This is a genomic window from Mesorhizobium sp. M7A.F.Ca.US.005.03.2.1, from assembly GCF_003997795.1.
Lineage (GTDB): Bacteria > Pseudomonadota > Alphaproteobacteria > Rhizobiales > Rhizobiaceae > Mesorhizobium > Mesorhizobium ciceri.
This window is the reverse complement of sequence record NZ_RZRP01000188.1, coordinates 1-8,762: the sequence shown is the minus strand read 5'-3', so window position 1 is coordinate 8,762 and position 8,762 is coordinate 1. Positions and strand designations below refer to the sequence as shown.

At 65.8% G+C, this 8,762-nt stretch carries 6 protein-coding genes; 3 read left to right on the top strand and 3 right to left on the bottom strand.

The window, feature by feature from the left end; genetic code table 11:
- A partial coding sequence (locus tag EN991_RS13100; RefSeq protein WP_127368905.1) for a substrate-binding domain-containing protein occupies nucleotides 1–878 on the top strand: 878 nt, incomplete at its 5' end.
- A gap of 184 nt (nucleotides 879–1,062) precedes the next feature.
- On the opposite strand, the gene EN991_RS13095 is transcribed toward EN991_RS13100, so the two are convergent.
- The 3 genes from EN991_RS13095 to EN991_RS13085 all read right to left on the bottom strand — a co-directional run bounded on the left by EN991_RS13095 (nucleotide 1,063) and on the right by EN991_RS13085 (nucleotide 5,474).
- Nucleotides 1,063–1,377, bottom strand: coding sequence for a hypothetical protein (locus tag EN991_RS13095; RefSeq protein WP_013530988.1), 315 nt, complete (start codon nucleotides 1,375–1,377; stop codon nucleotides 1,063–1,065).
- 119 nt (nucleotides 1,378–1,496) lie between these two features.
- Nucleotides 1,497–3,050 (bottom strand): trimethylamine methyltransferase family protein, encoded by a 1,554-nt coding sequence (locus tag EN991_RS13090; protein ID WP_127368904.1) that lies wholly within the window; start codon nucleotides 3,048–3,050, stop codon nucleotides 1,497–1,499.
- 12 nt (nucleotides 3,051–3,062) lie between these two features.
- Entirely contained in the window at nucleotides 3,063–5,474 is a 2,412-nt protein-coding gene (locus EN991_RS13085; RefSeq protein ID WP_063168294.1) for an FAD-dependent oxidoreductase, read from the bottom strand.
- A 245-nt stretch (nucleotides 5,475–5,719) separates the two neighbouring features.
- Here EN991_RS13085 and EN991_RS13080 point away from each other — a divergent pair, with 245 nt between their 5' ends.
- Both EN991_RS13080 and EN991_RS13075 read left to right on the top strand, forming a co-directional pair.
- Nucleotides 5,720–7,198 carry an esterase-like activity of phytase family protein gene (locus EN991_RS13080; RefSeq protein ID WP_013530985.1) on the top strand — a complete coding sequence of 493 codons (1,479 nt, stop codon included), beginning with the start codon at nucleotides 5,720–5,722 and terminating at the stop codon, nucleotides 7,196–7,198.
- A gap of 175 nt (nucleotides 7,199–7,373) precedes the next feature.
- Nucleotides 7,374–8,762 (top strand): MATE family efflux transporter (locus EN991_RS13075; RefSeq protein WP_245460957.1); only part of this gene is annotated, 1,389 nt, incomplete at its 3' end.

Genomic DNA, 8,762 nt, shown 5'->3' with positions numbered 1-8,762 from the left:
AGTCCGGCCGCAGTCTGCGGCAAGGCGCCACCCATTCGATCGCCTTCATGCTGCAGCCGCATCCGGGCGACCAGCAATATGGCGAGCCGTTCTTCATTCCGTTCCTGATCGGGCTGCAGGCCAGGCTTGCGGAAAGCGGGCTCGACCTGACCGTGGTCATGGGCGCGCCGGGCGACTACCAGCAGGAGCGCCTGCGCCGCGTCGTCGAGACGCGCCGCGCCGATGCGGTGCTGCTGGCCTGGACGCGGCGCGAGGATGAACGCATCGACTATCTCACCCAGGCCGGCTTTCCCTTCGCCACGCTCGGCCGCAGCCGCTCCGGAACCAAGTCCTACCCTTCCCTCGACCTCGATTTCGAGAAGGCCGGCGCCGACGCGGTCGACCGCCTCGTGGCGCGCGGCCACCGCCGCATCGCCGCCGTCCGCCCGTCGCTCGACCTCAATTTCGGCTATCTGTTTTTGGCCGGCTATCGCAAGGCCTTGCGGCGGCACGGCATCGAGGTCGACCCCGAGCTGATCGCGTCCGGCTTCATCAACGAGGCCGGCGGCTACGGGGTGACGCCGCAGGTGATGCGCTCCAAGGCTCCGCCGACCGCCATCATCTTCAACAATGACGCGATGGCGCTGGGCGGCTGCAAGGCGCTGGCAGAGATGGGTATCAGGCCGGGTCACGACATGGCAGTGACCGTCATCGTCGACACGCCGCTCTGCCGCTATTTCTCGCCAGCCCTGACCGCCTTCCGCCCGGCGCTGGAGCCGATGGGACAACGGCTCGCGGAAATGCTGCTGGCGTCGCTTCCCGCCTTCGCCGGCCCGGAGGGTCCGCGGATCATCCGCGAGGTCTGGCCGCTGGAACTGGTCGCGCGCGACAGCGATTAATCGCAGCAGCAGGACCTGGCGAATTTGTCAAACGCTGAGCCAGGGTGTGTTGAGATTCAGGTCAGGCCGAGCCGAAAATGATGGCTTTTGAGAACCGGAGCGGAGCGGACATTCGGGTCCGTGAGCACCGGAAGCGCAGAAAGCCGTCGTTTGCAGGCCGGCCTCACCTGAATATCGACATACCCTAGTCCACCTTCTTCTCGCCTCGCTCCCCGGCCTTGACGATGTCGCCCGTGGTGAACAGGATTTCCTTCAGTTCCGCGCGCCAGTCCTTCTTCTGGCGCAGCAGGAATTCGAGATCCATGCCGAAATGCTTGAACTCCTCGCCCTGCGCGTTCTTCATGATGGCGCGCGCCTGCGGGTCCTTCTCCACCGACATGCGCTGTTCGTACCAGCTGATCGCTTCCGCCTCCTCGATCAGCGAGGTGATCATGCGGGCAAAGGTCCGCACCTCCTGCGACAGTTCTTCAGGCGGTTCGTGATACTGGTCGAAACCCATGTCGTCCTCCCCTCAAACAGCACACCGGTGCGCAGTGCACCGGCCGCAGCCTTGAATGCGCGGGAGGCGCTATAGGTTCCGGATCACGCCACAACCAGGGCGATCAGCGGGAGCCAGCCTCAAGACACCGGCGCCGCTCCGCCCTCTGCCGTGCGCCGCGCGATGAACTCGTCCAGCACGCCTGATGTGGCGACGGCCGAGGTCGGCGGCGCGAAATCGGCAAGCACCCGCCTCCAGACACCGGTGGCGCGCTCGCTCGCCGTCTTCGAGCCGCTTTGCGTCCAGTTGCCGAAATTCGACCAGTCCGCCACCAGCGGCTCGTAGAAAGCGGTGCGGTAGCGGGCCACGGTGTGGCTGGCCGAGAAGAAATGCCCGCCCGGCTGCACCTCGGCGATAGCTTCGAAACCAATCGTGTCGGTGTCGCCGGGCGTCGCAGCACAAAGTTCAGCCACCGTCTGCAGCGCCTCGATGTCGGTGATCAGTTTCTCGAAGGAGACACTGAGGCCGCCCTCCAGCCAGCCGGCAGCATGGATGCACATCGTCGCCCCGGCCAGCACCGAGCCCCACAGCGCGAACTGCGTCTCGTGCGCGGCCTGCGCGTCGGAGATGTTGGCCGCACTGCCGCCGCCGGACCGCCAAGGCAGCCCGGTGAAGCGCGCCAGTTGGCCGGCGCCCAGCGTCGCCTTGACGTGCTCGGGCGTGCCGAAGGCGGGCGCGCCGGATTTCATGTCGACATTGGAGGAGAACGAGCCGTAGACGACCGGCGCACCCGGCCTCACGATCTGCGCCAGCGTCAGCCCGGCCAGCGCTTCGGCATGCTGCAGCGTCAGCGCGCCGGCGACCGTTATCGGCGCCATGGCGCCCGCCAGGCAGAACGGCGTGATGACGGAGACCTGCCCCGCGCGAGCGAAATCGATGATGCCTTGCGCCATCGGAATGTCGAGCTGACGCGGCGAGTTGGTGTTGATGACGGTGTAGCAATGCGCGCTTGCCAGAAACTCCTCTTCCGACAAGCCGCGCGCCAGCCGCAGCATCTCGAACCCGTCCTCGACTTGCGGCGTTCCGCGCGCGAAGACGAACGGGAGCTTGTCCGACAGCGTCAACTGCGCGCGGTTGACGGCATAGTGCCGAAAGCGGTTGTCGACATCCTGAGGTTCGATGCAGGGCCCCAGCATATGCAGCACATCGAAATGCTGCACCAGCCGCATCAGATCCTCGAAATCCGCCAGTGTTCCCGGCCGCCGGCCGCGCTCGAGATCGGTGACGTTCGGCGCCCCGCACCCGGCCAGGAAGGTCATCGAGCCGAGCTCCAGCGTCAGATCGCGGGCGCGCGAACCGGCGTAAGCGTGGATCGACTTCGGCGCCGAGGCGAGTGCCGCCGTCACCATGTCACGGCCGATGCGCACCATGTCGGTGTCTGGATCGACCAGGGCGCCGGCATTGGCAAAATGCTCACGCGCTTGCGGCAGCAGCACCTTGATGCCGAGCTCTTCCAGCACCCGCAGCGCCGTGTCGTGGATCGAAGCCACCTGGTCGTCCGAAAAGATCGGCTGCGGCAGGAACGGGTTCTTCAGCGAATGGTAATTGGGACGGCGGCTGCTTTCGCTACCGGCCTCGCCCGTGCGTCCACGCCGGCGCTCGCGCCTGCCGTCCCGTGCCGCGTCATCGACCATCGGAAATCCTCCTCATTGCCGCATTGCCTTGCCCAGGGGATCGTAGGGCGAGGCCGCGACGACACGCGCCGGCCGTTCCTCACCTACGACATGCACGGAGAGCGCGGTGCCCTCGCCCGCGAAATCGCGGTCGACCAGAGCCAGCGCCAGGCTCTTGCCGACCGTATAGCCATAGCCGCCCGAGGTGACGAAGCCGACGCGTCGGCCCTGATGCCAGACAGGCTCAAAACCGCTGGCATCGGCGTCGAGCGCATCGATTTCCAGCGTCACCAGGCATTGGCCGCTGCCGGCCTCCCGCTGTTTCAACGCTGCTTCGCGGCCGATGAAGTCGCTCTTGCCGAAAGCGATGAAGCGGTCGAGACCGGTCTGGCCCGGCGTATAGCCTTGCGTGAATTCACGCGACCAGATGCCAAAGCTCTTCTCCAGCCGCAGCGCATTGAGCGCATAGTAGCCGATTTCAGCAAGGCCCAGATCCTCGCCCGCAGCCAGCAGCGTGTCGCGCAACGTGGCGTGCATGGTCACGGGGCAACTGATTTCGAAGCCGAGTTCGCCCGCGATCGACAGCCGCGCCACACGTGCCTGCACCATACCGATGTCGAATGCGCCACAGGCCATGAACGGCAATGCTGCGCCGGAAACATCCTGATGCGTCGTGCGCTCCAGAATCTCCCGCGCATTCGGCCCCGTGAGCAGGAAGCCGCTCATCGTGTCGGAGAGGTCGGCGATGGTGACGCCCTCCGCCGCATGGCTCTCGAACCAGCGCATATGGAATTCCCGGAGATAGTAGGAGCCCATCAGCCAATAAGAGCCGCCGCCCCAGTTGAAGACGGTGAGGTCGCCCTTCAGCCGTCCGTCATGGCCGAGCATCGGCGCCAGGCCGGCCCGCCCCGCCTTCGGCAATCGGCAGGCGAGCAGCCGGTCGAGCCACGCCTCCGCACCCAGCCCCGACACCGCATAGCGCGCATAGGCCGAGATATCGACGAGGCCGGCGGCGCGCCGCACCTGCAGCGCCTCCTCGCCGACGATGTCGAAGGCGTTGGAGCGCCGCAGCGTCGTGCTCTCGGCAAATCCCATCGGCGCGAAATAGGCCGGGATTTCCAGCCCCCAGGAAGCCGTCCATTCGCATCCCGCCGCGCTCATGCCGTCATAGGCGCCGGGGCGTTTCAGCGGCCGGCCGGCGGGCAGCCGTTCATTGGGAAAGGTCATGACGAACCGGCGCGAATAGAACTGGCGCGTCGTCTGCCTGAGATATTCGCGGTTGGCGGCGAAGGCACCGTAGCGAGCGATATCCATGCCGAAGATGTCGGCCTGCGGTTCGCCGAAAATCATCCATTCGGCCAGCGACTTGCCGACGCCGCCGCCCTGGCTGAAACCGGCCATGACGCCGCAGGCGACCCAGTAGTTCTTCAGGCCGCGCACCGGCCCGACAATCGGATTGCCGTCCGGCGTGAAGGTGAAGGCGCCGTTGACCCATTTGCGGATACCGGCCGTCGCCAGGCAAGGGAAGCGCTCATGCGCCTTGGCGAGTTCCGGGCTGATGCGGTCGATGTCTTCCGGGATCAGCTCTATGCCGTAATCCCACGGCGCTCCGTCCATGTTCCAGTGCTTTGGGTTCTGCTCATAGACGCCAAGCAGCACACCCTTGCGCTCCTGCCGCAGGTATGAAAAGCCGTCGAGATCGACGGCGATGCCGATTTCCCTGTCAAGTGCTGCGATCTCCGGAATGTCATCGGTGATGAAATAGTGGTGCTCCATCGGCGTCACCGGCAGGTCGACGCCGGCCATGCGGCCGAGCTGCTTCGCCCACAGCCCGCCGGCATTGACGACATGCTCGGCGATGATGGTGCCCTGCTCGGTGATGACGTCCCAGCGCCCGTCGGCACGTGCTTTCAGCTCGACGACCCGGTTGCGCAAGATGATGTCGGCGCCGCGCTTCTTCGCAGCACCCGCATAGGCATGCGTGGTACCGTACGGGTCGAGATGGCCTTCGTTGGAATCATGCAGGCCGCCAAGAACACCGTTGACGTCGACGATCGGGCAGATCGCCTTGATCTCGTCGGGCGTGACCAGGCGCGCGGTCTCGATGCCGACCGACTGGAACACGGCCCAGGCTGATTTCAGCCACTCCCAGCGCGCGGGATCGCTGGCGATGTTGACGCCGCCCGTCATGTGCAGGCCGATATCCCAGCCGGATTCGGCCTCGATCTCCCGGTAGAGATTGATGGTGTAGTCCTGCAGCGCCGCCACATTGGGATCGGCGTTGAGCGCATGGAAGCCTGCCGCCGCGTGCCAGGTCGAACCGGCCGTCAGTTCTGCGCGCTCGATCAGCGCCACATCGCTCCAGCCGAACCGCGTCAGGTGATAGAGCACCGAGGCTCCGACCACGCCACCTCCGATGACGACTGCGCGGTAGTGCGACTTCAAGGCTTCCCCTCCACGGTTGGTCCGAAGACTGGAGTATATATCCACTGGACATAAGTGTCCAGTGCCGGCGCGCGCGCATCGTTTTTCGTCGACCGCCGGCATGCACTGCGCGCTGTCACGCAAGCATCATGTTCGCGCCGTAGACCGCGTTTCGGGGAGGCTTGCGCAACATCATCGATGTCGTACCTCTTTCAGTTTTTCGTCCCCCGGCCGCTCCGGCACATCCGTCACAAAGAGGATTATCCATGAAGCACCTGTATCGACCCGCGTCGCTTGGCGTCGCGCTGGCCTTGTTCACCGCCTTGGCGCCGGCGCTCGCCGACAGCACCGCGACCGTCGGCGGCCTCGTCAACAAGGGGCTGGTCGGCGTCGGCCGCATCCCGGCCGCTCAGCGCGACAAGTTCGGCGAGACCTTCGGCTCGGGTTCCGGCATGGCGATCGACGCATCAGGCTGGACGCATGACACCGCCGGCTACAGGGGTTCGCTCTGGCTGTTGCCGGACCGTGGCTACAATGTCGTCGGCACCACCGACTACCGGCCGCGCCTCAACACGATCGCCATCGAATTTGCTCCGGTCGCACCGGGCGCTGCACCTGCTGCCGGCCAGGAGCAGACGGGCGTCAAGGCAACGCTCGCCGACACCATGCTTCTCACCGACGACAAGGGGGCTGATGCCACAGGCCTCGACCCACTCAACGGCGTGCGCGCGGCAAGCGGCGACATGCCGATCCTGCCGCAAGCCGACAATGGCAAGCTGGCGCTCGACAACGAGGCGATCGTGCGGCTGCCCGATGGTTCGATGTTCATCTCCGACGAATACGGCCCGAACATCTATCGGTTTTCCGCCGACGGGCATCTGCTGTCGGCAACCCAGCCACCGGCCGCCTTCGTGCCGATGCGCCACGGCACGCCGAACTTCGCCTCGGACAATCCGGGACCCGGTGCCGCCGAGCCCGATCCGAAGGACCCCGAGACCGGCCGCCAGAACAACCAGGGCCTGGAGGGAATGGCGATGACGCCGGACGGCAAGTTCCTGATCGCGGTGCTGCAATCGGCGCCCCGGCAGGATGGCGGCGATTCGCCCGCGACGCGCCAGAACACGCGTGCGCTGGTCTATGACGCGTCCGACCTCGCCCACCTCAAACTGGCGCATGAGTATGTCGTGCCGTTGCCGGTGTTCAAGGATGCCAAGGGCAAGACCAAGATCGCCGCGCAGAGCGAGATCGTGGCGCTCTCCGACAAGACCTTCCTGATGCTGGCGCGCGACAGCGGTAACGGCCAGGGGCTGAAGGGCGACACCTCGCTGGTGCGCCAGATCTTCGTCGTCGACGTCTCGGCCGCGACCGACATCGCCGGCGGCGCCTTCGATGCCGCCGACAAGCCGCTGGCGCCCAAGGGCGTGCTCGACCCGTCGGTGATGCCGGCCAAGCTGACGCCGTTCATCGACATCAACGACAAGGGCGAACTCGGCCGCTTCGGCCTGCACAATGGCGCGCCGAACGACAAGAACAACCTGTCGGAGAAGTGGGAGGCGATGTCGGTGGTCAGCGTTCTCGATCCGAAGCTGCCCGACGACTACTTCCTGTTCGTCGCCAACGACAACGACTTCCTCGCCCAGGACGGTTTTCAGGTCGGCGCACCCTACAAGGCGGAAGACGGCGCCGATGTCGACACCATGTTCCTGGTCTATCAGGTCACGCTGCCGGGTCTCGCCGGGAAGTAACGGCCACTGCACGGGCGGGCGCGCTTGGCGCGTCCGCTGGGCTCGCGGCAGGCATGAACGGGGCAGCGGCCTTTCAGCCGCGCGTTCGCAAGGGTGCATCTCGGTCCCGCCTGCGATATCATCGTGGACTGGATCCAAATCACCATCCGCCGAGTTGCCCGCCATGGACGAAAAAATGCCCGCGCGCCGGCGCACCGGCGACCTGACCAGCGGCCCGATCCCGCGCACGCTTCTGCTGTTCGCCCTGCCGGTGCTCGGCTCCAACGTGCTGCAGTCGCTCAACGGCTCGATCAACGCCGTCTGGGTCGGCCGTTTTCTCGGCGAATCGGCGCTGACCGCCACCTCTAACGCCAACCTCGTCCTGTTCCTGATCCTCGGCACTGTGTTCGGCATCGGCATGGCGGCCACCATTCTGGTGGCCCAGTCGGTCGGTGCCCGCGACCTGCCCGAGGCGCGCCGCATTGTCGGCACCAGCGCGACATTCTTCTTCCTCGTCTCGGTTGTCTTCGCGGTCTGCGGCTGGATCTGGGTTGACGCCATTCTCAACACGCTCGGCACACCGGCCGACGCCTTGCCGCTGGCGCGCTCCTATCTGCGCATCATCTTCGTCGCCGTGCCGATGATGAACCTTCTGTCCTTCGTCATGACCGTGCTGCGCGGTGCCGGCGATTCACGCACGCCCTTCTTCTTCATGGCGCTGGCCGTCGTCCTCGACATCGTGCTCAACCCATTGCTCATCGCCGGCATCGGACCGTTTCCCGAACTCGGCATCGCGGGCTCCGCCACGTCCACGCTGATCGGCCAGACGGTAAGCGTGATCGCCATCCTGATCGTTCTCTATGTGCGCAAGCATCCGCTGCGGCTGGCCGGCGCCAATCTCGCTCTGTTGCGGCCCGATCCCACCTTGCTGCGCATCGTCGTCTTCAAGGGCGTGCCAATGGGCCTGCAGATGATCGTCATTTCGGCGGCGGCACTGACGGTGATGGGCATAGTCAATTCCTACGGCTCACAGGTCGCCGCCGCCTACGGCATCGCCGCCCAGCTGTGGACCTACATCCAGATGCCGGCGCTCGCCATCGGCGCCGCGGTGTCCTCGATGGCGGCACAGAATGTCGGCGCCGGGCGCTGGGACCGGATCGGCCGCATCGCCGCCTCAGGCGTCGGCTTCAACCTCGTCCTGACCGGCGCACTGGTTGCCGTGCTGTCGGTTTTCGACCGTTCGGTGCTGAGCCTGTTCCTGAGCCGCGACAGCGCGGCGATCGACATCGCCGTCCACATCAACAATGTCGCCTCGTGGTCGTTCATCCTGTTCGGCATCACCATCGTGCTGTTTGCCACCGTACGAGCCACGGGTGCCGTGATGCCGCCGCTGATCATCCTGGTCATTTCGGTGCTGGTCGTGCGCACCGGCTTTGCCTATTTCATGCGTGGCGTGATCGGCGAGGAAGCGTTGTGGTGGAGCTTCCCGGCGGGTTCGATCAGCTCGCTTGTACTGGCGGCGGCCTACTATCGTTTCGGCCGCTGGCGCACCACGCACATGATCGAGGACAGGCCGGCCGCCAGT

Bases quoted from the DNA above. Each gene is read 5' to 3' on its own strand.
- EN991_RS13090 (WP_127368904.1), bottom strand. From the start codon at position 3,050: ATGGTCGATGACGCGGCACGGGACGGCAGGCGCGAGCGCCGGCGTGGA.
- EN991_RS13080 (WP_013530985.1), top strand. From the start codon at position 5,720: ATGAAGCACCTGTATCGACCCGCGTCGCTTGGCGTCGCGCTGGCCTTG.
- EN991_RS13095 (WP_013530988.1), bottom strand. From the start codon at position 1,377: ATGGGTTTCGACCAGTATCACGAACCGCCTGAAGAACTGTCGCAGGAG.